29 protein-coding genes are annotated in these 23,409 nt (G+C 70.4%); 10 read left to right on the top strand and 19 right to left on the bottom strand.

Annotation, left to right across the window (positions count from 1 at the left end; all coding sequences use genetic code 11):
- Positions 1-9 precede the first annotated feature (9 nt).
- A complete protein-coding gene (locus BKA22_RS09495) occupies positions 10-252 on the bottom strand; it encodes a hypothetical protein (protein ID WP_146954439.1) in 243 nt (80 codons plus the stop codon).
- A gap of 571 nt (positions 253-823) precedes the next feature.
- Positions 824-1,306: a hypothetical protein gene (locus tag BKA22_RS09490; RefSeq protein ID WP_146954438.1), complete on the bottom strand. Its 483-nt coding sequence runs from the start codon at positions 1,304-1,306 to the stop codon at positions 824-826.
- A 427-nt stretch (positions 1,307-1,733) separates the two neighbouring features.
- On the opposite strand from BKA22_RS09490, the gene BKA22_RS19425 reads away from it, so the two are divergent.
- Together BKA22_RS19425 and BKA22_RS09485 are read left to right on the top strand one after the other, a co-directional pair.
- A complete protein-coding gene (locus BKA22_RS19425; protein ID WP_188334905.1) occupies positions 1,734-2,144 on the top strand; it encodes a hypothetical protein in 411 nt (136 codons plus the stop codon).
- Positions 2,141-2,326 carry a hypothetical protein gene (locus BKA22_RS09485; RefSeq protein ID WP_146954437.1) on the top strand — a complete coding sequence of 62 codons (186 nt, stop codon included), beginning with the start codon at positions 2,141-2,143 and terminating at the stop codon, positions 2,324-2,326. Before BKA22_RS19425 ends, BKA22_RS09485 begins: the two co-directional genes overlap by 4 nt.
- Positions 2,327-2,783: 457 nt before the next feature.
- Here BKA22_RS09485 and BKA22_RS09480 read toward each other — a convergent pair whose 3' ends face one another.
- The 11 genes from BKA22_RS09480 to BKA22_RS09430 form a co-directional block, all read right to left on the bottom strand.
- Positions 2,784-2,942: a hypothetical protein gene (locus tag BKA22_RS09480; protein WP_179561727.1), complete on the bottom strand. Its 159-nt coding sequence runs from the start codon at positions 2,940-2,942 to the stop codon at positions 2,784-2,786.
- An 18-nt stretch (positions 2,943-2,960) separates the two neighbouring features.
- On the bottom strand, positions 2,961-3,143 hold the full coding sequence (locus BKA22_RS09475; RefSeq protein ID WP_146954436.1) for a hypothetical protein: 183 nt from the start codon (positions 3,141-3,143) through the stop codon (positions 2,961-2,963).
- Between the two features lie 236 nt (positions 3,144-3,379).
- A protein-coding gene (locus BKA22_RS09470) for an IS3 family transposase (protein ID WP_146954895.1) occupies positions 3,380-4,569 on the bottom strand; the annotation gives its coding sequence in 2 pieces (ribosomal slippage) (positions 3,380-4,288 and positions 4,291-4,569; 1,188 coding nt in all).
- Between the two features lie 37 nt (positions 4,570-4,606).
- Positions 4,607-7,006: a hypothetical protein gene (locus BKA22_RS09465; RefSeq protein ID WP_179561726.1), complete on the bottom strand. Its 2,400-nt coding sequence runs from the start codon at positions 7,004-7,006 to the stop codon at positions 4,607-4,609.
- 155 nt (positions 7,007-7,161) lie between these two features.
- Positions 7,162-7,392, bottom strand: coding sequence for a hypothetical protein (locus BKA22_RS09460; protein WP_146953126.1), 231 nt, complete (start codon positions 7,390-7,392; stop codon positions 7,162-7,164).
- On the bottom strand, positions 7,389-7,739 hold the full coding sequence (locus BKA22_RS09455; RefSeq protein ID WP_146953127.1) for a hypothetical protein: 351 nt from the start codon (positions 7,737-7,739) through the stop codon (positions 7,389-7,391). The genes BKA22_RS09460 and BKA22_RS09455 overlap by 4 nt, the downstream gene beginning before the upstream one ends.
- A 465-nt stretch (positions 7,740-8,204) precedes the next feature.
- Complete coding sequence (locus BKA22_RS09450; protein WP_146953128.1) at positions 8,205-8,714, bottom strand: hypothetical protein; 510 nt, start codon at positions 8,712-8,714, stop codon at positions 8,205-8,207.
- Positions 8,711-9,571 carry a TIGR02391 family protein gene (locus tag BKA22_RS09445; RefSeq protein WP_146953129.1) on the bottom strand — a complete coding sequence of 287 codons (861 nt, stop codon included), beginning with the start codon at positions 9,569-9,571 and terminating at the stop codon, positions 8,711-8,713. Before BKA22_RS09445 ends, BKA22_RS09450 begins: the two co-directional genes overlap by 4 nt.
- Before the next feature lie 115 nt (positions 9,572-9,686).
- Positions 9,687-10,820, bottom strand: coding sequence for a hypothetical protein (locus tag BKA22_RS09440; RefSeq protein ID WP_146953130.1), 1,134 nt, complete (start codon positions 10,818-10,820; stop codon positions 9,687-9,689).
- A complete protein-coding gene (locus tag BKA22_RS09435) occupies positions 10,817-10,960 on the bottom strand; it encodes a hypothetical protein (RefSeq protein WP_179561725.1) in 144 nt (47 codons plus the stop codon). The genes BKA22_RS09440 and BKA22_RS09435 overlap by 4 nt, the downstream gene beginning before the upstream one ends.
- Positions 10,961-11,201: 241 nt before the next feature.
- Positions 11,202-12,089, bottom strand: a complete 888-nt coding sequence (locus tag BKA22_RS09430) for a hypothetical protein (RefSeq protein ID WP_146953131.1) — start codon at positions 12,087-12,089, stop codon at positions 11,202-11,204.
- Positions 12,090-12,269: 180 nt separating this feature from the next.
- Between BKA22_RS09430 and BKA22_RS09425 the strand changes: the two genes are divergently transcribed.
- Together BKA22_RS09425 and BKA22_RS09420 are read left to right on the top strand one after the other, a co-directional pair.
- Positions 12,270-12,914: a recombinase family protein gene (locus BKA22_RS09425; RefSeq protein ID WP_146953132.1), complete on the top strand. Its 645-nt coding sequence runs from the start codon at positions 12,270-12,272 to the stop codon at positions 12,912-12,914.
- Positions 12,911-13,189 (top strand): hypothetical protein, encoded by a 279-nt coding sequence (locus BKA22_RS09420; RefSeq protein WP_146953133.1) that lies wholly within the window; start codon positions 12,911-12,913, stop codon positions 13,187-13,189. The genes BKA22_RS09425 and BKA22_RS09420 overlap by 4 nt, the downstream gene beginning before the upstream one ends.
- Here the strand turns inward: BKA22_RS09420 and BKA22_RS09415 are convergent.
- Positions 13,173-13,676, bottom strand: a complete 504-nt coding sequence (locus BKA22_RS09415; RefSeq protein ID WP_146953134.1) for a hypothetical protein — start codon at positions 13,674-13,676, stop codon at positions 13,173-13,175. The genes BKA22_RS09420 and BKA22_RS09415 overlap by 17 nt on opposite strands.
- Positions 13,677-13,975: 299 nt before the next feature.
- Entirely contained in the window at positions 13,976-14,599 is a 624-nt protein-coding gene (locus tag BKA22_RS09410; protein WP_146953135.1) for a hypothetical protein, read from the bottom strand.
- 403 nt (positions 14,600-15,002) lie between these two features.
- On the opposite strand from BKA22_RS09410, the gene BKA22_RS09405 reads away from it, so the two are divergent.
- The 3 genes from BKA22_RS09405 to BKA22_RS09395 are packed head-to-tail and all read left to right on the top strand — an operon-like array spanning position 15,003 to position 16,056.
- Positions 15,003-15,599: a helix-turn-helix domain-containing protein gene (locus BKA22_RS09405; protein WP_179561724.1), complete on the top strand. Its 597-nt coding sequence runs from the start codon at positions 15,003-15,005 to the stop codon at positions 15,597-15,599.
- Positions 15,599-15,823 carry a hypothetical protein gene (locus tag BKA22_RS09400; RefSeq protein ID WP_146953137.1) on the top strand — a complete coding sequence of 75 codons (225 nt, stop codon included), beginning with the start codon at positions 15,599-15,601 and terminating at the stop codon, positions 15,821-15,823. The genes BKA22_RS09405 and BKA22_RS09400 overlap by 1 nt, the downstream gene beginning before the upstream one ends.
- Before the next feature lie 41 nt (positions 15,824-15,864).
- Positions 15,865-16,056, top strand: coding sequence for a hypothetical protein (locus BKA22_RS09395; RefSeq protein WP_146953138.1), 192 nt, complete (start codon positions 15,865-15,867; stop codon positions 16,054-16,056).
- A gap of 29 nt (positions 16,057-16,085) precedes the next feature.
- On the opposite strand, the gene BKA22_RS09390 is transcribed toward BKA22_RS09395, so the two are convergent.
- Positions 16,086-16,367, bottom strand: coding sequence for a hypothetical protein (locus tag BKA22_RS09390; protein WP_146953139.1), 282 nt, complete (start codon positions 16,365-16,367; stop codon positions 16,086-16,088).
- A 231-nt stretch (positions 16,368-16,598) separates the two neighbouring features.
- On the opposite strand from BKA22_RS09390, the gene BKA22_RS09385 reads away from it, so the two are divergent.
- The 3 genes from BKA22_RS09385 to BKA22_RS09375 are packed head-to-tail and all read left to right on the top strand — an operon-like array spanning position 16,599 to position 18,538.
- On the top strand, positions 16,599-16,964 hold the full coding sequence (locus tag BKA22_RS09385) for a hypothetical protein (RefSeq protein WP_146953140.1): 366 nt from the start codon (positions 16,599-16,601) through the stop codon (positions 16,962-16,964).
- A 51-nt stretch (positions 16,965-17,015) separates the two neighbouring features.
- On the top strand, positions 17,016-17,567 hold the full coding sequence (locus BKA22_RS09380; RefSeq protein WP_218866612.1) for an RNA polymerase sigma factor: 552 nt from the start codon (positions 17,016-17,018) through the stop codon (positions 17,565-17,567).
- A gap of 14 nt (positions 17,568-17,581) precedes the next feature.
- Entirely contained in the window at positions 17,582-18,538 is a 957-nt protein-coding gene (locus BKA22_RS09375) for a CU044_5270 family protein (RefSeq protein ID WP_179561890.1), read from the top strand.
- Positions 18,539-18,552: 14 nt separating this feature from the next.
- On the opposite strand, the gene BKA22_RS09370 is transcribed toward BKA22_RS09375, so the two are convergent.
- The 3 genes from BKA22_RS09370 to BKA22_RS19795 form a co-directional block, all read right to left on the bottom strand.
- On the bottom strand, positions 18,553-20,316 hold the full coding sequence (locus tag BKA22_RS09370) for a SulP family inorganic anion transporter (protein ID WP_146953141.1): 1,764 nt from the start codon (positions 20,314-20,316) through the stop codon (positions 18,553-18,555).
- A gap of 100 nt (positions 20,317-20,416) precedes the next feature.
- Positions 20,417-20,821, bottom strand: coding sequence for a hypothetical protein (locus tag BKA22_RS09365; RefSeq protein ID WP_146953142.1), 405 nt, complete (start codon positions 20,819-20,821; stop codon positions 20,417-20,419).
- Between the two features lie 137 nt (positions 20,822-20,958).
- A complete protein-coding gene (locus BKA22_RS19795) occupies positions 20,959-23,223 on the bottom strand; it encodes a helix-turn-helix transcriptional regulator (protein WP_146953143.1) in 2,265 nt (754 codons plus the stop codon).
- Between the last annotated feature and the right edge of the window lie 186 nt (positions 23,224-23,409).

The raw sequence follows: 23,409 nt of genomic DNA, 5'->3' as shown, positions 1-23,409 counted from the left end.
TTTCGTCTTTCAGGCGGCGGCAGCCTCGCGTCGCGCCCGCACGTCACGCACGATTGCGTGGATCGTCTGGTAGCCGAGGCCGGCATGCGGCGCGATTGCATGGAGCGTGTAGCCGCCGTGCGTGTAGATGTCCTCGATCGCCTCCCTCTGAGCACGTCGAGCGGCATCCAGGGCAGCCTCGGCGGCTGCGCGCTCAGCGGCGAGCGTGGACAGCACAGACGCGTGCTCGGCGGTGACCTCGTGGATCCTCATGACATCCTCCCGTACAGGTGTTCGACTCTCTCTACAGCATAGATCGACGCCCATACAGTTTCTTGAGGGGTTGAAAGCAACGATTTGTCCTGCTTCTCGACCAGGTTGCCGACATGCACCGAGGCGCCGGGGCCGGCCCTGCGGTCGCCGAGGCGGACGCCGTCGAGGTCACGCGCCCCGAGGAGCGAGTGCCCCCTCTTGCGACAATGTATTGCTAGCACTACATAGATGTACTGCTAGAACTACATTGATGTATTGCTAGGACTACATAGATGTATTGGTGGCAATACCCGTAAGTGCAGTAGTAGTTAAGAGAGAGTTCAGGGAGAGGCTAGTAGTTCCGTCCGCGCTTCGCTCGACGGGCATCGACGAAGATCTGATCGCTAGGACACCACTGCCGTCGCTGCGCTTTTCAGCACTCGAGAGGGTCAGGACCAGGACCAGCGCACACAACTGCATGAAGTCGAACCGCTCGGCAATGTATTGCTGGCAATACATAGGGGCTACCACCCGACCCGGCCCAACACGCAGCGGGGCCCCGCTGCGCGTCGGTCACGCAGGGGCGTCGGTGTCAGTCGCGGTGCGCAGCCGCCTCCCGCAGCACGGCCCGGTACACCCGCGCCAGGGGCCTGCAGGTGACTCCCCGCACCCCCGCGAGCACGGCCTGGGCGAGCTCGGATCCAACCTCCCGCCCAGCGGCCTCCCATGCCTCCTGTTCGCTCCGCCCGTCGGCGATGAGCGCCCCGTGGATGGCCACCGCTGTCTGCACCCCGGGCCCGCAGAGGGTCACCCCAGTGCGCGGCAGCCGGACGACGTCGTGCTCGGGCAACCCGATCTGCACGGGCGCCCGAACCTGCGCGTCGAGTACGTCGAGCAACCGCCCGGCCCCCTCGACCGCGTCCACCACCCCAGCGTCGTCGTCGGGGTCGGCGTCACGAACGGCCCGCTCGAGCAGCCCGGCGAGTGCAGTGCCCTCGGCTTCGGTGACGGTCAGGTGAACATGGCGGAGCGGCAGACGGGTGCCGTCAGGGGCGATGTCGAGGTGGGGTTCCATGCCCCGCATCCGACCGGCGACCACCCACGAGGACCGTCCGGTGGGGGCGCGTGGTGCCCGTGTGAGGAGCCAGCGTGGCGCCGACGCCCGCGAGCGCGGCGGGGCGATTCGGGGGGGCTCAGAGAGCCGCGAGGCGGACCGCTGTGGGGGTGGGGCTCAGCCGGTCGGCACCGGGGGCGCAGGAAGCCGGCTTTGCGGTGCCTGATGAGCGGACCGACCGGGTCTTCGTCAAGACGAGTCGAGTAGCTCGCTGACCTCGGGCCAGCCATCGCGGTGCCGGGGCACGAGTTCGCACCGGACTGGACTGCTGGAGCCTCCGCCGCCATCACTCGTTCGAGTGACTGGAGTCAACGACGCACAGAACGCCTGCGCGGTGATGTCTCTGAGCACTATGTTGCAGCGAACCTTCCCAAAGAGAGGAATGTTTGTGACTAGATCCAGACGATGTCTTGCCATCGTCGTGGCGGTCTGCGCGCTCGTCGTCGGTGGACTCGCATCACCGGCGTCAGCTGTCGTGTATCTCCCCGATGGATACGTTCAGATCTGCGCACCCAAGAAGTGCGTGATCATCCCGGAGTCGCAGTACTGCCCACCAACCAAGGCATCATGCGTCAACGGCAAGTGGAGCCCCGTCACGGGCTACTGCAGCCCGTCGGTCGGCTGCGTCACCATTGACGGTAAGAACTACCGGTGGATCGGAAGCGGACTCGAGGCCGTGAACAACGTCAGCGCCCATAAGTGCGCGGCTGGACTCGGGGTCTCGATCATCGGGCTCTACACTGGTCCGCTAGGCGTCGCGATCCTCGGCGCCGCGGTGTCCATCTGGGGGTGCGGATGAGCGGCAAGAACATCGCTGGTGCCGGCGTCGGCCTAGCGTTCGTGATCCTCGGCCTACTTGGCGCGGCCAACGGCAAGGTGCCACCGTCAGTCGCGATGGTCATCGTTGGCCTGATGTTCATCGGTTGGCATGGCCGCCGACTGTTGGAGTCGCGCCGGGCGCTAGCGGCCCACGACAAGTAGTTCGCCAGAGTCGGCAAGCCTCTTTGCTTGCCTTGCGCAGGAACTGCAGAGGATCCCTGCAAGGACGCCACCGGTGCACCTTGCTGCGAGAGGTCCTTGGCTCCAGCCCGGGAGCGCTTCCCCAGCGGCACGCGAAGGAAGCGCTCCCGGGCTGTGTTCTACCCACAAGACCCGGCCCCTGCATCGGTCATGCCGCCTGCGTCACCCCAGGTCAGGCGCCCTTCCGGTGCTTCGTACGTGCCTGTCTCCGGGCCTGACGCCACCCCACCCGCTCAGCCCGGCACCCGCCCGTTCCGTGGCTTCCAGTGCGGGTCGTGGCGAGGGCTGGGTGGGGGGTGGGGGCACCACGGCGGGAACACCCTGTTCACTGCCGTGGAGGCTCGGGTCGCGGGCTGGTCAGAGCGAGGCGAGGGCGTCCGCCACGCCCGGGGAAGTGACCGTTCCCCGGGCGGTGGGGTCACCTGGCGATTGCGTAGAAGACGATCATCCCGAGCGCGGCGATGATGCCCATGCCTGCGGCGGTGAGGGTGAAGCCGGCGAGCTCGGCCTCGCTGCGGAAGGCCGACCCGGCCCACTGCGTGTCGGTGTCGGTGGTCAAGGTCGTGGTGCTGTTCATCAGTGACGCTCCTTCGTGTCAGTGGGCGGTTGCGGTGGCGATGCGGGCGACCAGGGCGACGAGGGCGATCAGGCCGCCGCCCGCGACGGCGACGTACGCGGCGCGCCAGATCCATCGGTCGATGGCGACCTGTGCGGCGGATGTGTTCGGGTCCGGGGCGTGGATGTGGTCGACGGTCAGGTATCGGGTCAGGTGCTTCATGGCGGGTGTTCTCCTGCTCGTGGGCGATCGGTAGGTGGGCCCTGCCCCCGGCTGTGAACCCGCCGGGGGCCGGGGGTTCAGGCGGCTGGCGGGTACTCGGCCCACGGAGCCCCGCCGATGAGGCCGGCGTCGTGGGCAGCCTGCGCGTAGGCGGCGAGTGCGGCCTGGGTGCGGTCGTCCAGGCCGTAGTGCACGGGTCTGCCCCCGGTCTGGTTGACACTCGGGGTTTGCGGTAGTCAGGCCGCGTCTGCGGCCGTGTAGATCATCTCAAACTCGACGGGCGTGAGTTTGCCGAGGGCGCGTTGGCGGCGTCGGCGGTTGTACTTGGTCTCGATCCAGGTCACGATCGCCAGGCGCAGGTCGTCGCGGGTGTGCCAGCGGCGGGTGTTCAGGACGTTCTTCTGCAGCAGGGAGAAGAAGCTCTCCATGCTCGCGTTGTCGCCCGCGCCGTAGGAGCGGCCCATCGACCCGACCAGGCCGTTGTTCGCCAGCAGCCGCTGGGTCGCCTTGGCACGGAACTGGCCGCCTCGGTCCGAATGACACACCGTGCCGGCCGGTGAGCGCAGCGCGATCGCGTTGCGCATCGCCGCCCGCGCGAGGGACGACTTCATGCGCGAGTCGATGGAGTACCCGACGATCTTGTTCGAGTAGACGTCCTTGATCGCGCAGATGTAGAGCTTGCCCTCGGCGGTGGGGTGCTCGGAGATGTCCCACAGCCACACCTGGTTCGGGGCGTGCGCGACGAACTCGTGACGGACCACGCCGTGCTCGTCGACCACCGCGAGCAGGTCGTCGTGCGGCGCGGGGCCGGCCGTCGCGGGCTTGGACCGCTTCTTGTGGTGGCTGGCGGTGATGCCGGCGATCCGGCACAACCGGTGCACCCGGTTCTCCCCGACGCTGATCTTGTGCTCGTCGGCCAGCTCGTCGGTGATGAACCGGTAGCCGAGTGTCGCGTCGTCGCCATGGATCTCGTAGATCGCGGCAAGGACGTGCGCGTCGTCCCAGTCCCGGTCGCAGACCGGGTTCTTGAGCCACTTGTAGTACCCCTGGGTCGACAGGCCCAGGACCCGGCACGCCACCGCGACCGGCACCCTGATGCGGGCGCCGGCCGCGGCCATCTCACGGACGAGCGGGAAGACTATTTTCCCGGCAGACCCGCCTGCGCGAGGTAGGCGGCCGCGCGGCGCAGGACCTCGTTCTCCTGCTCCAGCACCCGGATCCGCTTGCGCGCCTCACGCAGCTCGGCGCGCTCGGCCTGGGTCGGCCCGGACCGTCGGCCGTCCTCGACGTCGGCCTGCTTCATCCAGTTCGACAACGACCCTTCGGAGATACCGAAGTCCTTCGCGATCTGCGTCAGCGGCACCTGCCCCTTGCGGGCCACGGCCACGACGTCGTCGCGGAACTCCTTGGGATACGGCTTTGCCACGGGGACATCCTTCCAGCGAGGACCAGATCCTCACAGGTCAGGTGTCAACCAAACTCGGGGCAGACCCCACCGCCACGGCATCGACGTCGTGGCCCTGGTGGACGGCGTCTACAACCCTGCCGGCGGCGCGATGGGCGTCGTCGTCGAGGGCCGCCAGGGTCCCGGACGCGGCGGTGAGGGCGGCCTCGAACGTCCGGAGGGTCGCGAGCTCGGACTCGATCTGCGCGTCCCATTGCGCGGTCGCCCGTGCCTGCGCGGCGGTCGGGTCCATGCCGGCTGCGACGCCCTGTTGGGTCATGGCCGCGACACCGCTGGCACGCCCTGTGCGCAGTTCATCGACCCGGGCTTCCTGGGCGGCACGAGCGCGGCCCGCCTGCTGCTGTGCCGCACGGGCGTCAGCCCACCCAGCCGGGCGGAAGACCGGCGAGCTCATAAGCGCCTCGCGAGCGGCGTCAACGCGGCTGGCGCCTGTCTGCGGCCCCGAGTCGGCAGGCTTCCCGCGACCACCGGCAGCCGCGTTCGTCCCGCGACCCGTCTGCTGTCCACGCATCACCCCGGCGAGGTCACCCGCGCGGGTCACTCGGCCGAGGGTGCCACCGAGTGCGCCGGAACGGGTCATGCCGCGCATGGCGCCCGTCATGCGCAGACCGGTGCCGGCCCCCAGGGCCCCGGCGGTCGCTCCGACGCCGAGCTTGAGGGCCTTCTTGCCGAGCTTCTTGCCCTTGTCCATGGCACTGTCGGCCATCCCGGGCGCGGTGGGTAGTTCGACGCCCTCGAGGAGGATCCCCTGGACCTTCTTCAGGAGCATGAAGCCGACGACCATGCACCCGATGGTCAGCATCGATGCGGCGACCGGGATGATGTGGCGTGGCATCGCGAGGGTCGCATCCGGACCCGAGATGGCGTTAGCGAACGTCGAGTTGGCGAGCGACGCGAGCCAGATCGTCAGACCGAGGACGAACCCGACGGCGATGCGCTTCACGAGGGTCGCACCGATCATCTCCGCCCACTTCCGGGCGGCGTTCGCGCTCTTGAGGCTGATCAGGCCCACCAGCGGGGTGACCACGAACAGAGCGACGAGCTCGACCTGGTACAGGAAGACCATGAAGCCCATGACACCGATACCGATGCCCAGGGGTAGCAGGCCAAGGCCCGCGATCGCCGCCGTCCATCCCTGCTGGGTGACGCCACGGAACGTCGCGTACGCCTGCGGGTGGGCGTTGTAGAGCTCGGAGACGATCGCTGAGCGAACCAACCACTTGTACGAGCAGAGCTGACCCGGTTCCCACCCCTCGCCGTCGTCAAGGTTCGTGACCTCACCGGACGACGGGGACTGGTCGGGTGCCGCGGTGCACTGCAGGGCCGGGTCGGCGTTCATCGCGGCGACCTCCGCGTTCGTGTACGTCTGCGTCCACCGCAAGACCTCAGCCCACGTGGGCGAACCGGCGACCTTCGCCGGGATCGCGGCCGTCGGGATGTGAACCTCTGCCTGGTCGTCCAGGTCTGGGGTGCCGTCGTGGCTGGTGACCGTCAGGTTCCAGCTGCCGCCGTTGGTGTCAGCGGGGGTGTCGCCTGCGAGGTCACCGAGCGCACCGGTAGCCCAGACGTCCGACGCGAGGGACTCGACCATCGAGTCTGCGTACAGCGACGCCGAGCTGCTGTCGCTGACGGAGCACCCGGCACCGGTGGTCGCGAACGTGACGCACGACGTGATCGTCCGTGTGTAGTCGTTCAGCGACTTCACCAGGTCGAGCCCAGGCCCGGTGAGGGCGCTCGTGACGACGACGGACACGCCGACCATCCACACGACCGAGCTCAGGCCCTGACGGCCACGCCCGCGAGCGACCTTGATCGCAGCGACGGCGAGGATCGCCATCATGATGATCGGTGACCACTTCGTCCAGATGCTGGCCTCGAGTGTGGACACAAGCCCACCGGTGGCGCCGAGGAGCGCGTCAGCGATCACCGTGGAGAACGACAGCTGCATGAGGATCCCCAGGACCCGCATCGGCCACAGCGCTACGAGCTCGTACACCCAGTTCGCCACGAGGCCCTGAATCTGCGGTTGAGCGTCCATGCACGACATCGCGTACGCGTGCCAGTGCAACCCTCCACCGGCGAACTGCTGCAGGGTCGTGTTCTGCTCGGTCGCGGCGATGACGACCGTGTAGACCTTGGGGTCGACGTCGTCGGCCGCCGCTGCGGGCGTCTGCGAGACGGTGCTGTAGGTGATCCCGTCGGTCGTGCCTCCCGGGTCGGCGGGGACGGGGAAGGTCGTGTCCGCGTCGCAGATGCCGAGGAACCCGGCCTGCGCTGCGGGTGTCCCACCGATGCCGGTGACCACGAACCCCACGCCGAGGATGAGTGCGACGGCGGGGATGAGCGCCCACCGGGACAACCGGCGTCGCCCGGTGCGGGGTGTGCGGGTGCGGGCCATGGGACCACCACGTTCTCTCTGACCCGCTTCTCAGGGTCGGTCTGCTGCCAACCACCCCACACGGGGGGTTGTGCGTGTCGTTCGGTGCGGGTGCGGGTCGGCCTAGGTGGTGGGTGCCGACCCTGGGTAGAGGGAGAAGGTGGATGGTGGGTGGGTCAGAGGACGCCCGGGATCGTCCAGCCGTTGCCGGCCTGCAGGCTGGCGAGCTCCCAGCCGGCGACCAGCGCGAGGGGCGCACCGGCCACGGTCATCGCGAACACCCGCCGCACCCGGCCGCGCACACCACCGCCGGCAGCAGGGCCGTAGCCACGGCGCCACGCCCGCACGCCCCACGAGGGGCGACGGGCAGGGGCAGGGGTGGGGGTGGTGGTCGGGTCGGTGGTCATCGTCGAGCTCCCTCGTAGGTTTCCGTGTCCCCAGCGGTGGGGAGGGCAAGCTCGCGGCTGATCCAGCTACAGCCGCAGTCCTCGACGAGGCGCTCAGGCTGGCCCGCCCACGTGACGGCACCGGCGGGGCAGCCAGCCTCGCGCAGGGCCGAAGCCGCGGCAGCAAGGATCGGGGCCCACGTGGAGTCGGGCGCGACGTCGAGGAAGAGGTACCGGCTCTCACCCCCGCTGTCGTCGGCCTGGTCGAGCACGACGGCCACGGCCAGCGCCTCGGCCGCGTAGCGGCCCTCGTGCATCGCGACCTCGACCGTCGCCACAGTCCCGGGCTCCCAGGTCGAGGCGTTCATGCTGCACGCCCCGTGGCTGGCCGACGCGGCGCTGCGGCCCGGTCGGCGGGGGCGCCCTCGAGCCACGCCTGCAGATCGGTCGCCAGGACCACGGGGCGGGAACTGGGCCGATGCACGGCGATCTCGCCGCGTGCGATCGCATAGCGGAGGGTTCGGATCGAGATCCCCGCGTGGCGGGCAGCCGCGGGCAGTGGGAATGCCAATGGCGGGGCATCGGGTGCGTTCGGGTGCGTTCGGGTGCGCGATTCCATGCCTCCACGGTCCCTCTAGCAAAGGGACGCGGGAAGAGAAGCCGGGCAGAATTGAGCTACAAATGCGTTACAGTCATTGCGTGTTGTACGTTCTTAGTGTACAAGCGGCAATCGCGCCTCTGCAGCGAGCAAGTGCTCCGGAAGTTGCGGCAGAGCGGATCACCAAGTCCGCCGCGTTGCCCAGTCGGGGCCGCACCAATCCGACGACGCGATCTCACCTAGTTGCTCGCGCCGAGGCGCCCACAATGGCGTACAGACGGGGCCATCCCATGACGAGGCCGACCAGCGACCTGAGCACTTCCCGGACGTCGCTAACGCTCGTACGCACAGTCACCCGGATCCCGTCGGGATCGAGTCGGTGACGAAACGCCGAACCGTCCGGCTGAGCCGGCCAGAGGCTGTGGAGCAGGTCGTTACGTCGCACAAGCGCCGCCGCGGCCCCATCGAGGTAGGTGCGCAGGAGGTCACGTTCGGCCGCAGCGCAACTCAAGCCCTCGGCACCCGCGCGGAGCGCGGCCACGAGTTGACCTGCCGGCTTCCGCGAGTACGCCGACGCGTCGACGCCGTGCAGCGCCTGGAGGAGCGTGCGGAGCTGATCCTCCAGCACGGCAGCGAGGCACGCGACCCTGCCAAGGGCGCCGTAGAGCTCTTCGTCGTTCCGACCGAGGATGACGTCGGGTAGGTCGAACGCGTCGCACTCGCGCGGTCGCTGTCCGTCGATCATGTGCGTGAGCCTGGCATCGGTCCGGGTGTCGAGACTTCGCCGGCCTCAACGACGAGGTCGCAATCGTCCACCCATCGCGCCAGGAGGCTGAGCGCAGCGAGGCGCTCCAACCCCTCCTGCGCACTGATCGGGCTCGTGCTGTGGGCTGCGGGGTTACGGATCACCATCTGTGCACCCGGAGCGAACTGTCGGAGGCCGTCGGTCATGTTCTTCACGTCGCGATCTGCCGGATCGCCCGGCCATCGCAGTCTCGGCCGTCCGGGCGCGGCCGCCCTGTCCGAGAACACCTCCTGCCAGAGCGCGGTGTCGGCCACATCTCGGCGACCCGTGACCGCCTTCACGTTGTCCGCCAGCGCTTCTCCTGCAGTTGCGACGGCTTCACGGTAGTGACCGTCACGCCAGAGCCGACTCGCCGCGCCCCACACCAACGGGTGCATCGCCGCGACTCCCGTGGTCGGGGGCTCTTCGGCCTCAGCCCTCGCGATCATCGCCTCAAGCCGCCCAACCATCTGGTTGGCGGCGCCCACAACGTCGCCTGACTCAAGCACCGGCTTGGGCTGCGTCATTGAGAGCCACGCGGCGATGGGGTCGACGGAGCCCGCCCCCTGGACCGACACGTAGCAGTTGGTCAGACCGGTCGCCTCGGACGCGCGGCCGGCGGCTTCACTCACCCGCGCGGCGGACAAGTCGATCGTCGCCTGGTCGACACCATCGCGGGCGAAGATGGCGGGTGCGATCCCACGCGCGATGGTTTCGTTCACGACGTGCAACGTGAGGAAGTACTCAAGCTCGGATCGAAAGGTCCTCACCGCGCTGAGCACACTGCGGAGGTACTCCGGGCTCGACTCCGCCTTCATCGCGCCATCGTGACAGAGTCGCGCGTTGTCGGGGCAGCATCGGGTCAAGCGCCGGAAACCATGGCCGGCGCGGCGCTGAACGGTAGGTGATCACCCGGACGGGACTGCGCGCCCGCTACGGAGTCGCCACGGCTCGAATCTCGTCGACCCAGCGGTCCGTCACCGATTTCGCGTACACGGCGTCATCGACCGACACCACGCCGCCGATCGAGGTCGCCCGCTCGAGCACCTCCTCGTCGCTGAGGGCGGCGACCCACCGCCGAACGTCGCTCCTGCCGGGTTGCTCCGGGTGGCTGTCCATGACGAAGGCGAGGTTGTCGCGAGCGATAGCGACCTGAATCGAGCGCCGGAACCGCGCGGCCGCAGTCATGTGCCCACCGTCAGCAAGGGCGTCGCGCACGTCCGCCCACGGTGCCGACGTGTCGAGCTGCACGGGCAGTGGGGCGACGTCGCGGGTTCCCGCAATGAGGATCGGGATCGCGACGGTCCGCACCCAGTCGGCGATCAGATCGAGTTCGTGGGCGAGGACGGGGTACTGCCCGGTGTGAGGGCGTCGGATGCTGATCGTCGGCCAGATGTCCATCGGTAGGACTACGCCTCGAGGGCTGATCGCGAGGACGTCGCCGACCTCCACCGGGCGCTCGGCCTGTGCCGGGATCTCCACGCCCGGTGGCATCCAGTCCGGGATGACCGTGCCGATCCGCGTGGCGGCGATGACCGGGGCGCGGTGCTTCGCATGGTTCGTGTGCTCGGCCAGCAGCCGCAGAGGGTGCTGATCTGGGGTCTTCCGGAGGTTGTAGGGCTGGAGCTCCCGCACCCGTTTGGCGAGGCGTGTGCCGTCCTGCAGTGGCCCGATGGTCTTCCGGCGGCTGTCGTTGAACCACCGCGTGAGGTTGTCCGCGTCGGTGAACGCGGGCGTCTCGACTACCTTCTCCTCCCGATCCGTGAGGTCTCTCCCGAGGGTGTGCTCCACCTCCGCGTACAGGACATGTTCAACGGCCGCGCGCAGTTGCGTGAGCGCGTCAGCGGTGTAGCGGCTGACCGCCGGCGGGATCGGCTTGACGGCGCTCACGGTGGCGAGGCAGTAGGCGCCCTCGTAGCGGTCACGGAGGTCTACGGCGCCGTCCCGGATGATCGGCCGCAGCGCTTCGCACGCCAGCTCGATCAGATGGTCCGCGTGCGCGAGCGTCGCCACTAGGTGGAGTTGGTGGTCGGGGAGCCAGCCGTACCGGCCAGCGGGCAGCGTCACGGTGCGCCGACGTGTGTCAGGGCGTCGTACACGCCGGTCCACTGCGCCACTGTGCTGATGCCGCTGGTGATCGCAGACCAGATCAGCCAGTAGTTGCCGGTGATGATCATCCAGGCGAGCACGCCACTACCGGCGAGCATCGCCAACGTGCGCGGAAGCCTCGGCCCCACCGCGCGTGCTACCCCCCAACACTCCATGAGCCGACGATCGCAGAGTGCACCGACAGATGGTGCCCGGCGCGCAGACAGGAGGGCCCCGCGCGGTCGGGATGACGCTCACGGAGTCGTGGTCCGCCAGCACGTGCGCGTGCAGGCCGCCGTCGTGCCGCACGACCACACTCACCAGGCCAGGGGCCGGGTGTACCGGAAATCGTGACCGAACCTACGAAGTGACCGTCGGCAGCACAGTCGCCCCGTCGGCCGGAGGAGAGATCCTCTCTTCGCCGGTGGAACGTCCTCGCGTCTCTGAGAGAGCCCATGCTCGCCGCACGATGTTCAAGGTCATCGCCGCTGCGGGCGCCAACTGCTCCACCGATGTCGTCAACCGGATGCTGACCTCTCCATCGCTGGCACCGGTGGCTTCCTCGCGCTCGAGCATCGCGAGCGTCGCCCAACTCTTCCCGTGCGCTAGCCCGCTCTGCGCGCGCCATACGAGCTCGAAGAAGTCTGGCTGCTGCCCGATATGCAGCGCAGCGCCGCGAACGACGTCGAGGTAGGTCCAGTGCGACACCGACCGCTCGTCGGGAGCCAGGGCGAGAATCGACGCTTCAATCTCGTCGCGAGTTCTGCCCGAGGGTCGCTCAACGTTGTGCTTCGTCCGAGCCTTGCGGCTCTCATCGGCGTCGTTCCATACCTGCCTCAGGCGGCGATGCCGACGTTCCCCAGCGTCGTCGGGTCCGATAAGCCAGAGCGCTGTGCACGCACTCTCGAACGCGGCTCGGAGCAGCGTGTGCTCCGCCCACGGGTGCGTGACGCCGGCGTCCTGGACGAGACTGCGGATCGCTTCGAGGTGGTCCATCGCCACCCCAGTAGCCATCGACACTCCGTGCGACAGCGGGTACGCACCGAGTGCGGCATCGTCGACCGCCAATGGCGAGCCAGGCACAGGTGGCGTCGCCTCTGCTTCGGCGGTCGTGCGGTGGTAGAACGCGATGCGCGCGAACAGCGTGGCGGGGTCAGCAGGGTGTGGACGACCATGGTTCGTCTGGAGCCAGCCCAGCGTCGGCGTCGGATGGCGGAAGAACGCTAAGCCCGGCACGTCGTCGCCCACGAGCCCAGGATGACAGATCACCTCGCCGCTTGGCGCCTCTCGAAACCTTGGATTCGAGAGGGGCGCGTGGATGGCGCCGGCCGCGCGTCGCTCACGCTCGCGTGGTCTCTCGCATGTAGTGCTCAAAACTCGCCCTCGAAATAGCGTACGACAAGGTCAGGATTTCGATACTGTCGACACATGACGACCCCGGCCACCGCCCCGCAAGGACAGACGATTGCGTATTGCCGGGTATCGACCACCGCCCAGCACCTGGACCGCCAACTCGCCGCCATGGAGGCGGCCGGCGTCCCGGCCGAGCGCGTCTTTGTCGACAAGCGGTCCGGGGCCACGACCCAGCGTGAAGGGCTCCAGGCGATGCTGGCCTACGCGCGCTCGGGCGACACCGTCCTCGTCTACACCCTCGATCGCCTCGGCCGGTCGCTGCGGGACACCCTCAACCTCGTCCACGACCTGCGCGAGCGCGGCATCGGCCTCAGAACGCTCGCGGACCCGCTCCCGATCGACACCACCGACGAAAATCCGACCGCCACAATCGCGCTCTCCCTGCTGGCCCTGTTCAGTGAGCTCGAGCGGGTCTACAACCGCGAACGCGTGGCACACGCCCGGGCCGTGATGGAGGCCAAGGGAGGACGGGTCGGCCGGCCACGCCGCCTCTCTGACGAGCAGATCCGATATGCCGCCCACCTGCGTGACACCGAGGGCCTGACGGTCCCCGAGATCGCGCGTCGCCTCGAAGTCGGCGTCGCGACTCTCTACCGCCACCTCCCGCAGCGCCCCGAGAGCGCGCCAACAGCGAGCGGTGAACGACCGGTGGGCCGATGACCACGCCCGATCGGGCGCTGGAAGCGTTCCGCGCCATGGATGAGCATCTGAAGCTCTGCAAACCACCGCACCCAGAACCTCAGCGCGTGCTCGACGCGATCGACGAGGCGCTGGAAGACGCCACGACCGCCGACCTCGACGCGATCATCGAGTGCAAGGAGGTGCGCATATGCCTCACCGACCTCTGCCGCGAGTTCGCTCATGGCCAAGAGCACGGCGCGATCATCGCTGCCATGGCGATTGCGGGTTGGCGAGCAGTCAACCCACCGGGATGAAGTCGCCGACCTCGCGGCTCCAAACGCGCGGCTGGCGGTGCGAGTACATCGGGCTCCGCAGTGCCTCGAGCGTCTGCGCAGGGGTCGCTCCGCGGAAGACCGCGTACTCGCCGCTGGTCCAGAAATCCGCCCCGTCGAGGAGGAACGGCAACGACCGCTTCCGGTTGAGCTGGTCAACCTCGAGGAGCCTGTTCACGAGCTGGTCGCCGTCTTCGATCCCGGCGAGCTCACTCCCGGCGTTCCACGCCGCCGCGAACTCGTTGAACTGGTCGATGGCCGCCCACCCGTCCGGGTCGATGGGTGACCACCTGTGCGACCCGCCCTCGCCCCCGTTGGCGACGTGCGCGATGGGGCGGCCGTCGCGGGTCAGGACGGCTTCGAAACGCTCCGTCTCGGCACCGCCCGCGCGGCGCACCTTCGTCAGGGCGTAGCCGTTGTAGGGCGGGGTAGGGGCCGGGGTGGAGGTGGTGCTCGGTGTGCTCGACATGACCGCCGGTGTACTCGACAGCACCCACGAGCAGGCCAGCCCAGCGAGACGGGCGGCCTCGGGACCGCTAGGTTCGCGAGCGTGACAGACCTGCCCGATACACCCCCGTGCCGCACCTGTGGGTCACTCGTGCGCATCGTTCGAGTCGCCGGCGAGATGTCCATCGCTGATGCGACACCACCAGTCGAGGAACGGCGCGTCTGCTCGAACCGCGCCTGCCCGACCAACGGGCGGGATCAGTCGATCAGCGACGTCGTCTAGGACCCCCGCTTCGTCGTCTCGACCGCCTTTGCCCCTGCCTAGCGGAGCCCCAACTCACCTGCCTCCCGCAGCCAGTGCAGCCGCGGGTCCATCTTCGGGTCCGAGAAGACAATCACTCGTCGCTCACTGTCCGAGAACTCCGAGAGCGAGAAGGTCACCTCGCATGACCAGTGGAGGATCTCCCACTGGTCGTCCGCGAAGACCTCCCGTGCGAGAGCCGCGACGTCAACCTCGAACCGTGCACCTTCGACCTCATCCACGTGGACGGGGAAGGGCTGCCCGAGCGGCGTCATCGTGCGGTTCACGTTGACCGACACAGACGAACTGGCGCCGGATGCGTCGGCGACCGTCGGCATGAAGTGGAAGTCCAGGAGGACAACCTTGCGCAGTTCGTATGCCCCGATGAGCGGACGGATCCCGAACTGCCACGCCTCGTAGGCGCCTCCACCGCCGGTCTTGAACCACGCGTGGCGGCGGTTGACCTCGGCCTCAATCGCAGCGCGCTGGGCTCGCACCGACTCCGCCGCAGCCCGCGCCGACTCGGCCGCGGACTCGGCTGCCGCCGTCGACGACTGCGCTAGTTTCCGGGTGAGCACCACGTAGATGATCGTCACAACAACGAGCACGACGTTCACGCCTACCGACACCCACGCCTCAGTCACAGGGGAACGGTAGACCCCGCGACCAGGACCGTCGTCGCTTCCTTCCAGCGGGCGTCGGACGAGCTGCACGCCGGCCGTAGCGTGTCCGACGGCACCTCGGCCACGTCTCGTGTTCCCAGGGGAACACGGAGTGCGGCGAACTGCGGTCAACTGCACTCAACGATGGGTCGTGAAGCGCGGGAACACGCTCAATCTGACACCTGACCTGGTCAGGGATGGATCTTCAGGAGGTTCGAATCCCCCATCCTCCGCCGGTGAAGGGCCCGTGACTCGCAGCGATGTGGGTGGCGGGCCCTTCGCGTTCGCCACACGAGTGCGGCGGAAGGTGGCAGTGCCGGACCGTCGTCGCCGACGGGTCATGCCTCGATTGCACTCTCATTTATCGATGGCTAACCTTCGCCATATGAGAACCGCCGCACCCGCGCTGGTCCCGATCTTCCGGTCGGACCTCCAGGCCCGGCTTCTCCTGCGTGTCCTCACCGATGCCGAGCCGCACACAGCCGCCGAGCTCGCGCGGCTGTTGCGGGCTCCCGAACCGACCGTGCACCGCGAGGTCCGACGACTCCTCGACGCGGACCTGCTCACCAGCTCAGCCGTCGGACGCGCGAACGTCCTGAAACCTGCCGACCACAACCCCGCGACGGCGCCGCTGCGCCAGCTCCTGACGGTGACGTACGGGCCGGCGCCCTACCTCGAGCGCGCACTCTCCGGCATCGCAGGGATCCAGAAGGCTGCGATCTATGGCTCGTGGGCCGCGCGTTGGCACGGTGAGCTGGGCCCGACGCCAGGAGACGTGGATGTTCTCGTGGTCGGGTCACCCAACCGCGACGAGGTCTACGACGCGCTCGAGGGCATCGACACCGCGCTCGGTCGCGAGGTCAACGTCACGTTCGCGTCACCTGCGCGCTGGGAGTCCGGAGAGGAGACGTTCCTCGTCGCGATCCGCCAACGCCCGATGGTGCCACTGCACCTCACCGACACCGACACGAAGGGGGCCTGATGCCCTGGGAGCAGGGTCGATCGACCATCGAGGACATGCTCAACAAGGGAACGCTCGAGAGGGTGCCGCCCAGCGCGGACGCGGCACGCTCGCTGCTCGAGGTGGCGCAACGGCACCTCACCTCGGCGCTTGCCGTCGCCGACAGCGATGTCGTCCTCGCTTACGACGCGCTTCACGGCGCAAACCGCAAGGCGCTACGGCGATCCTCGTCGCGCAGGGGCTGAGACCGACGCGGGCCGGCGGGCACATCGCCGTCTACGAGGCGGTGCACGCCCAGCTCGAGCCTCCGCTTGGCCGTGACCTCGCTACCTACAACCGGGTGCGACGCACCCGCAACGCCGGCGACTACCGCGACGAGCACGAAGCCGTGGCAGCCGATGTCGTCGCCGACCACCCCGGGTGCCAGAAAATCGTCGACATCGCCACGCGCGTCATAGGGCAGATGCCGCCATTCTGAGCCGGCGACACCCGGTCGGCGCCTCGTCTTCAGGCAGTCCGCGTGGATGCCTCGACACGTCGGCGCCGCAGCGCACGCACGCCGTCGACCAGGGTCTCGCCGAGCGAGCCGACCGCGAACGACTGGATGGCCTGCGGGAGCAGTCCTTCCTGGTTCACGCGGTGCAGCGCCAGGGCCACCGCGACGGCCAGCACCCAGAACGGCACCAGCGCGATCCACCGTCGCCGGTCCCTCAGGCCGAAGCGCCGGTCGACGAGTCCCGCGTAGGCCACGCCGAGGACGACGCTCACGACGGTGACGAGCAGGAACACGATCGGCTCCTTCACAGGGGGGAGACCAGCTCCCGCAACGGTAGCGCTGCAGTTCCGGCAGCGCTTCCGGCACGGACACCCTCCCTCCCCGGAGGGGATCGCTCACCGGCGGGCTGGTCAGGGGCGATTCCTGTGCGGGTTCTGTGCGCGCGAGGTGATCTCCCTGCCGCGCGCGCCCGCCGTGGCTAGCGTCGAGATCCTCTGGAGGACGAGGCTCAGGCGGAGGGTGCGATGGACGGCCGTGCACGGCTCGCAGTGATCGGCGTCCTCTCCGTGGCCTTGACGGTCGTCGTGCCCGTGGCGCTCGTGCTGGGCGTGGCGTTCACCCTGGCGGCGTGCAGCGACGAAGGCGACCTGTCCGTGGTCAACGAGAGCGACTACGAGGTCACGATCCTGACGGGCGACGAGGAGGCGACGGTCTCCGCATCGGGAGGCGTGGTCCTCCTCGACTACGGCTGCACCCCGGGTGACGTCACCATCGAGCTCTCCTCGGGAAGCACGGTGATCCTGCCCGGACCGGTGTGCCCGGACCACGAGATCGTCGTCGACCGCGACGGCGCGGTGAGGCTGAGGGCCGTCGCGGCGGGCGGCGCCTGAGTCGCTACCCTTCGCGCGTCACGCCCGCAGCCGCGCACGCATAGGAGGGGTGTGAACCCCGACACCCCGTCCGACGACGAGCTGCTGCTGCGGCTGCCGCTGCACCCCGAGGCGATGGGACCCCTGTTCGAGCGCCACTCCGGCGCCGTGCACCGGTTCCTGTCGCGTCGCGTCGGCGCCCAGGCGGCGGAGGACCTGCTCGCCGAGGTGTTCGTGGCTGCGGTCTCGGCGCGGGTCCGGGTCCGCCCGCACGCGTCGGGCTCGGCGTTGCCGTGGCTCTACGGCATCGCGCGGAACGTCATCCGCGCGCACCTGCGCAGCCGACCCCGGCCCGCGGGGTGGCCGGTCGACGACGACATCGACTGGGCGGCCGTCGACGAGCGGATCGACGCGCTCGGACGTCGCGACGAGCTGCGTCGGGTCCTGGCCGTGCTGACCGCGGACGAGCGGGAGGTCCTGCTGCTCGTCGCCTGGAACGGCCTGACCCCGGCCGAGTCGGCCGCCCTGCTCGGCATCACCGCCGAGGCCGCACGTTCACGCCTCGCCCGTGCGCGCCGACGCGCGCAGCACACGCTCGACACCGCCGCCGTGATCGCGGACTGAAGGAGACGACGACCATGGACCTGACCACGCTGCTCGAGTCGACCGCCCCCGTCGACCGCGACCTCTCCGCCGACGCACTCTCCCGCGCCCGCACCCGGCTCGACGCGGAGGTGCGCGCGGCCGGGGCACGGGTGCACGCCACCCGACGGGCCCGCCGCCGCCGCGCCGCACTCGTCTCGTTCGTGTCGGTCGCGGCGGCCACCGCCTTCGTCATCGCGCCGACGCTCGACCTCGGCGGCAGCCCCGGGGCCGCCAGTGCCGAGGCCGCCGCTGTCCTCGTCTCGGCGGCGGCCGCCGCCGGAAGCCAGGGGGAAGGCTGGCCCGACGCGGCCTACTGGCACGTGGTGTCCACGCAGGAGTACGACGGGCAGACCTACCCGCGCGAGATCTGGCGTGGTCGGCTCACCGACACCGTCTTCCAGGACGGCGCGCTCGGCGAGCATGCCGACCTGGCCGGTGCCGACGGCGTGTACACGATGAGCCTCGGGCCGACTCAGTTCGACGCCGGGACGGCGGTGGACTGGGCGGGGCTGTACGCGTTGCCGACCGACCCGACCGAGCTCGAGCGCGTCCTCCGGGAGGGCGGGGACGGCAAGGGACCCAACCCCGACAGCGAGCTGTGGTCGGTTGTCGGTGAGCTGCAGAGCGAGACCCCGGCCTCCCCCGCCCTGCGCTCCGCCCTGTGGACCGTGGCGTCGCGGATCCCCGGCGTCGTGGTCGTCGGGACGGTCACGGACTCCGTAGGGCGGACCGGTACCGCCGTCGAGCGCGACGAGTCCGACATCGGTTGGCACCGCATGCGATTCATCATCGATCCGGACAACGGGAACCTCCTCGAGGAGGTCTCCTACGACGAGTCCGGCGCGGTCTCCTGGCGCATGACGATCCTGTCGCAGGGGCCGACCGACACCGCGCCGGCCGCCGACCCGCCGGTCTGCGGGCCGGGATCCGTTCCCGAGCACAGCTGCTGACGGTCGCGCGGGCGTCACGTGGTCGCGGCCGCGACCGCGGCCACCACCGTCGGGTGGAAGTGCCCGGCGCCGATGACGTCGGTCAACCCGGTGGAGTCGAAGTGCTCGCGCAGGTCGGCGGTCGCCCGGGCGACCTCCAGGGTGATGTTGCGTGCCAGGCAGCCGGCGTGCACCTCCGCGACGGCGTCCACGGCGGTGGCGTCGATGCCGGAGATGCCGCCGGCGTCGAGCACGACGGTGGCCACGGGGCGGGGGGCGCCGTCGACGGCCGCCCAGATGCGCCGCTTGAAGAAGTGCGCGTTCGCGAAGAACAACCGGCCTTGGAGGCGGTAGACCACGACCCCGGGCGTGACGACCGCGTCCGGGCGGGTGCGCACGTCGGCGAACCGGCCGTCCTCCTCGGACCAGCCGAGCACGGCGTCCTCGGGGGCGGCCATCCGTCGGATCACGTCGACGAGCGAGAGCACGACGGCCACGGCGATCGCGGCGAGCACCCCGATCGTGACGACGAACACCGCGGTGACGGCGGCGATGACCACCTCGGCGCGGCTGCTGCGCGTCAGCGCACGCCACTGCGCGGGTTCCACGAGGCGCAGCGACGCGACGAGGATCACCGCGCCCAGCACGGCCGAGGGCAGGTACTGGATGGGCTCGGTGAGCACCAGCAGGATCAGCGCGATGGCCGAGAAGGCGACGAACCCGCTGACCTGGCTGGTCGCCCGCATCGAGTCGTTGACCGCGGTGCGCGACCCGCTCGCCCCGATCGGCATCCCGTGGCTGAACCCGGACGCCACGCTGGCCAGGCCGTAGGCGAGCAGCTCCTGGTCGGCGTCGACCGTCTCGCGATGCTTGGCGGCGAACGAGCGGGCGATGAGGATCGCGTCGGCGAAGCTCACCAGGAAGATGGCCAGCGCCGGCATCACCAGCGACCGGATCTCGTCCGCGCCGACCTCCGGTCGCGCGAGGTCGGGCAGCCCGGGCGGCACGGGTCCGGTCAGCGCGACCCCGTGCGCCTGCAGGTCCAGCGCCCAGGAGACGCCCACACCCAGGACCACCACCACGAGGGCGGCAGGCACCCGCGGGGCGAACCTCGGCAGGACGACGAGGATCACGAGCGTGACGACACCGACGGCCACGGTCCACACGTTCGCGTCGCCGAGGTGCAGGAGCGTGTCGGCGGCCGCCCGCAGCTCCCCCTCGAGGCTGCTGGAGACGCCCGTGAGCTTGGTGAGCTGACCCAGGGCCATGAGCACCGCGACGCCCGAGATGTAGCCGACGAGCACCGACTGCGAGAAGTAGTCGGCGAGCCACCCCAGGTGCAGCAGCCTGGCCACCAGGAACAGGCACCCGACGCCGATCGCCAGGGCGGCGGCGAGCGTGGAGTACTCGGCCGACCCGGCGACCGCGAGCGGTCCGAGCGCGGAGGCGACCAGCAGCGCGACGGCGCCCTCGGGGCCGATCACCCCCCGACGGGTGGCACCCATCCCGGCGTAGACCAGCACCGGGAGCAGCAGGGCGTACAGGCCGGCGGTGACGGGCAGGCCGGCGAGCTCGGCATACGCCATGCCCGCGGGCAGCGCGAGCGCGGCCACGGTCAGACCCGCGACCACGTCCTGCTGGAGGCGGCTGCGGGAGTACCCGCGCACCGAGGTCACCACCGGGACGAGTCGACGGGCCAGAGGCTCCCGGACGGACGAGGCGAACGGGGAACGGCGGCCGTAGGCGTCGCGCACCGTCCGTCGCACGCTCGGGCCGGGTCGGTCCTCGCCACCGGGCATGGGTGCCTCCGTCAGGTGCGACTGCTCCGAGTCTGGAGCGCGGCGGCCACGGGTCGCATCCACCGATCTGGATGACGCCCCGCTGGCGACCGTCCGCACGTCAATGGCTCGTGGGCCCGACCGGCGGGTTGATGAACAGGACGCACCCGCCGGCCCTGCCGGGCACGACCCCGGCGAGCACCTCGACGTCGTACGTGAGGCCCGAGCCGGTGATCCGCGGCGACCGGACCCGCAGGAGCGGGTCCCCGAGCAGGTGCGTGTCGGCGCCGAGCAGCCGCAGCCGGGCGACCGACGACGGTGCCCCCACCCCCTCGTGCGGCTGCCACCACAGGTCGAGGAAGGCGCCGGTGGAGATCTGGCCGACGGTGGTCGTCGGCTCGTCGAGCACCCAGATCGTCGCGGGCGCGAGCTGCTCCAGACGGAGGGCGCCGCGGGCGTACCGCAGCCCGCGTGCCAGCTGCACGTACGCCACTCCGGGGAAGCCCGCCCGGGGGTGGTCGGGCACGGCCTGCGACCGTCCGCCACGTGGTGCTCTCATCGCGGCACGCCCCCCGCGCGCCGGGCTCGTCACGGGGGCGGCGCACGTCCAGGCCACCAGCCGGCGCGGGCGCCCGCATCACCCGATCCGGTGGATCGGGCCGATCAGTCTCGCGGCGGCCCCTCGACCAGACCGAGTCGCTGGGCGCGTTCGACGGCCTCGTCGCGCGAGGAGACCCCGAGCTTGCGGTAGATCGCCAGCGTGTGCGACTTCACCGTGTGCGGCGAGAGGCACAGGTGCTCACCGATCTGCGGGATCGTCAGGTGGCTGGGCAGGAACTGCAGCACACGGATCTCCGCGGGCGAGAGGGTGGCGGCCGAGACGCCGTCGACCGAGAGCATCGTGAGCGCCTGCTGCGCCTCGGCCAGGAAGTCGCTCACGAGCGTGTCCCGCAGGTCGGCGGTCAGGTGCACCTTGGCCTCGCCGATCAGCCGCCGGGCCAGGGAGCCGTCGGCGAGGGCCACCGCCGCCCGGGCCTGGACGAGCCGCCCGCACACCGCGAACCAGGGTGCGATCCCGTCCGTCCCCGCCGTCAGGCGACGGGCCGTGCCCAGGACACGTGCGGCGCTCGGGTCGTGGTTCAGGGCCAGGACGAGCGCCAGCGCCGTGACGCAGTGCGCCGACGTCGCGAGCCGTTCGAGGTGGTGGTCGCCGATGAGGCTTCTCGCCTCGAGCACGAGCTCGGTGCCGCGTCGCTGGTCACCGGACGCGAGGGCGAGCAGTCCCTGCCACGACAGCGAGTCGGCGACGAGCAGCGGCTGACCCAGCGCCCGCGCGAGCCCTTCGGCCGTGCGCAGACCTTCCAGCCCGGCCGGGAGGTCGCGCTGCAACGTCAGGCAGACGCCGCGCACGAACGCGGCCGCGCTGCGGAAGCCCGAGTCCGGGGGCAGCCCGGCCAGCGCCGCCTCGCTCAGCGCGATGCTGTCGGCGAGCCCGCCCCGGCCGACGACGGCCTCGGCGCACGCGAGCGCCGCGGTGACCTCGTCGGTGCGCGCGAGGTCCCGCCAGTGGATGCCGGCCAGGCGCTCGGCGTGCAGGATCCAGCGGTCCATCCGCTCGGCGTCGCCCTGCTGCAGCGCCAGCCAGGCCGCCGCCGCCGTCAGCCGGGGCTCCTGCTGCAGGTCGTGGTCGGAGATGCCGCGCAGCCATCCGGCGAGCCGGTCGAGGGAGCCGCTCGTCAGGCAGTCGGGCAGCGCGGGCCACAGGACGTCGGCCAGCAGCCGGTGATCGCGTGCCGCCCGGGCGTGCCGTACGGCCTGGTCGAGGTCGCCGGCCTCGGCGAACCAGCGCGCGGCCCGGCGGTGCAGGTCGTCCAGCTCGGCCGGGGACTCGCGGGTCAGCTCGCTCAGCAGCGCGTCGCGCAGCAGGTGGTGGTACCGGAACCGGCGGCCGGAGTCGTCGACCGGGATCACCAGCTGCAGGCTCTCGCACAGACCGGGCAGGACCGCGACCGAGTCCTGCCGGTCCAGGATCGCGTCGCACACCGCGGGCCGCAGCTCCTCGAGGGGGGCGGTGCGGGTGAGGAAGTGCCGCGTCCGCGGGTCCAGGCCGTCGAGCACCTGCGTGCCGATGTAGTCGAAGACGAAGCCGTCGCGTCCCCGACGGGACGGCCCGCCGTCCCGGGGGCCGCCCGTGCCGTGGCCCCGCATCGACAGCGCGTGCAGGTAGAGCCCCACGGCCCAGCCCTCGGCCCGTTCGACCGTCTCGGCGAGCTCCTCGTCGGAGAGGGTCACCGCGAGCCCCGCGAAGAGCGCCGCGGCCTCCTCGAGGTCGAAGGCGAGGTCGTCGGGCTCGATCTCCAGCAGCCGGCCCGCCGCGCGCGCCCGGGCGAGGTACCGGGGTGCCTCCTCACGGGTGGCGAGCACGACCTGGCTCCCCTCCGGCACGGCGTCCGCGACGGCCGCGAGCGCCTCGTGGCAGGCCGCCGCCTGCAGCAGGTGCACGTCGTCCACGACGAGGACGAAGTCGCACAGCCGGGTCACGGCCAGACGGGCCAGCCCGGGCAGGACGACGGTCGCCCAGCCCGGCTCCTGCGCGGTGACACCGGCGCGGGGGTCGGATCCGGGTGGCCCGATGCGTTCGAAGGCGTCGACCAGGGCACGGGCCAGCCGTGCGGGGTCGTCCAGCCAGGACGTGGCCGAGACGGTGACGCACGCACGCCCGTCCAGGTGCGACCACTGGTGCAGGAGGGTCGACTTGCCCGACCCGGCCGGGGCGCTGACCAGCACGACCGGCGTCCGGGCCGCCGCCGACAGGCGCGCCAGCAGCCGCGTCCGCGCCACCCAGGCCGTGCCCTGCCCGGTCGGCCCCGGCAGGGCAGGCGGGGCAGGCAGTGCCGGGGGCGGCTCCGCCCCCTGCGACAGGTTCATGTCGTCTCCCTGCGTCCGGAGCCGCTCCGCCCCGGCCCTGGGGTGCGCGGAGCCCGCTCGCGCACCACCCTCCGGCCATGGTGGCACCGCGGCCACCGGCTGTCGCCGTGGACCGGGCTCCTCGCCCTCCGTCCCCCACGTTCATCCGATCCGGAGGATTCGCCCACGACCCGACCGGACGACCAT

It is taken from the genome of Cellulomonas soli (assembly GCF_013409305.1).
Taxonomy (GTDB): domain Bacteria; phylum Actinomycetota; class Actinomycetes; order Actinomycetales; family Cellulomonadaceae; genus Cellulomonas; species Cellulomonas soli.
Note: the sequence above shows the minus strand (reverse complement) of the source record. Positions and strands in the feature narration are given on the sequence as shown.

Coding starts and splice junctions, on each gene's coding strand:
- BKA22_RS09445 (WP_146953129.1), bottom strand. CDS start 9,571: ATGAAGGCGGAGTCGAGCCCGGAGTACCTCCGCAGTGTGCTCAGCGCG.
- BKA22_RS19795 (WP_146953143.1), bottom strand. CDS start 23,223: ATGAACCTGTCGCAGGGGGCGGAGCCGCCCCCGGCACTGCCTGCCCCG.
- BKA22_RS09480 (WP_179561727.1), bottom strand. CDS start 2,942: ATGAACAGCACCACGACCTTGACCACCGACACCGACACGCAGTGGGCC.
- BKA22_RS09485 (WP_146954437.1), top strand. CDS start 2,141: ATGAGCGGCAAGAACATCGCTGGTGCCGGCGTCGGCCTAGCGTTCGTG.
- BKA22_RS09460 (WP_146953126.1), bottom strand. CDS start 7,392: ATGACCACCGACCCGACCACCACCCCCACCCCTGCCCCTGCCCGTCGC.
- BKA22_RS09475 (WP_146954436.1), bottom strand. CDS start 3,143: ATGAAGCACCTGACCCGATACCTGACCGTCGACCACATCCACGCCCCG.
- BKA22_RS09495 (WP_146954439.1), bottom strand. CDS start 252: ATGAGGATCCACGAGGTCACCGCCGAGCACGCGTCTGTGCTGTCCACG.
- BKA22_RS09425 (WP_146953132.1), top strand. CDS start 12,270: ATGACGACCCCGGCCACCGCCCCGCAAGGACAGACGATTGCGTATTGC.
- BKA22_RS09375 (WP_179561890.1), top strand. CDS start 17,582: ATGGACCTGACCACGCTGCTCGAGTCGACCGCCCCCGTCGACCGCGAC.
- BKA22_RS09450 (WP_146953128.1), bottom strand. CDS start 8,714: ATGATCGACGGACAGCGACCGCGCGAGTGCGACGCGTTCGACCTACCC.
- BKA22_RS09455 (WP_146953127.1), bottom strand. CDS start 7,739: ATGAACGCCTCGACCTGGGAGCCCGGGACTGTGGCGACGGTCGAGGTC.
- BKA22_RS09490 (WP_146954438.1), bottom strand. CDS start 1,306: ATGGAACCCCACCTCGACATCGCCCCTGACGGCACCCGTCTGCCGCTC.
- BKA22_RS09415 (WP_146953134.1), bottom strand. CDS start 13,676: ATGTCGAGCACACCGAGCACCACCTCCACCCCGGCCCCTACCCCGCCC.
- BKA22_RS09405 (WP_179561724.1), top strand. CDS start 15,003: ATGAGAACCGCCGCACCCGCGCTGGTCCCGATCTTCCGGTCGGACCTC.
- BKA22_RS09400 (WP_146953137.1), top strand. CDS start 15,599: ATGCCCTGGGAGCAGGGTCGATCGACCATCGAGGACATGCTCAACAAG.
- BKA22_RS09435 (WP_179561725.1), bottom strand. CDS start 10,960: ATGCTCGCCGGTAGTGGCGTGCTCGCCTGGATGATCATCACCGGCAAC.
- BKA22_RS09370 (WP_146953141.1), bottom strand. CDS start 20,316: ATGCCCGGTGGCGAGGACCGACCCGGCCCGAGCGTGCGACGGACGGTG.
- BKA22_RS09465 (WP_179561726.1), bottom strand. CDS start 7,006: ATGGCCCGCACCCGCACACCCCGCACCGGGCGACGCCGGTTGTCCCGG.
- BKA22_RS09420 (WP_146953133.1), top strand. CDS start 12,911: ATGACCACGCCCGATCGGGCGCTGGAAGCGTTCCGCGCCATGGATGAG.
- BKA22_RS09385 (WP_146953140.1), top strand. CDS start 16,599: ATGGACGGCCGTGCACGGCTCGCAGTGATCGGCGTCCTCTCCGTGGCC.